Origin of the sequence: Gordonia sp. N1V, assembly GCF_029269935.1 — a bacterium.
Classification (GTDB): domain Bacteria; phylum Actinomycetota; class Actinomycetes; order Mycobacteriales; family Mycobacteriaceae; genus Gordonia; species Gordonia polyisoprenivorans.
In genome coordinates this window covers 1-329 of record NZ_JARJDD010000113.1, presented here as the reverse complement: position 1 = coordinate 329, position 329 = coordinate 1, and the positions used below count along the sequence as shown (strand labels likewise).

The window sequence follows — 329 nt, the reverse complement described above, 5'->3', positions numbered from 1 at the left end:
TACGGATTCGGGGTAGTGGATGGTTTTCGCTATCTCGGCGAGGGTGGTGGCGTAGCTGGGGTCGATGGGCCCGTATCCCTGCAACCGGGGGACGAGAATCCCGTCGGGGTCCTTCAACACCGTCAGTACGGGTGCCCCGGGTACGACCAGGGCCCGCCCGAACGATGCAACTCCGCGCGGATACGGGCCAGCGCGTCGGCATAGGTGGCCCCGACGTCGGGGAGTGCGTTGGTGCGTTTCGGGTTCGGTTCGGCTGCCCCGACCGGGGTGTTTGTGCGCCACCAGCACCGTCCGGCCCACGGCCCGTCCCGATAAATCCCGGTCGTGAA

At 67.5% G+C, this 329-nt stretch carries 2 pseudogenes; both read right to left on the bottom strand.

What is annotated here, in order from left to right:
• Positions 1–165: pseudogene (locus tag P3L18_RS28365) on the bottom strand (HNH endonuclease); the annotation flags it as partial.
• Positions 123–329: pseudogene (locus P3L18_RS28360) on the bottom strand (hypothetical protein); the annotation flags it as partial. The pseudogenes P3L18_RS28365 and P3L18_RS28360, both read right to left, overlap by 43 nt.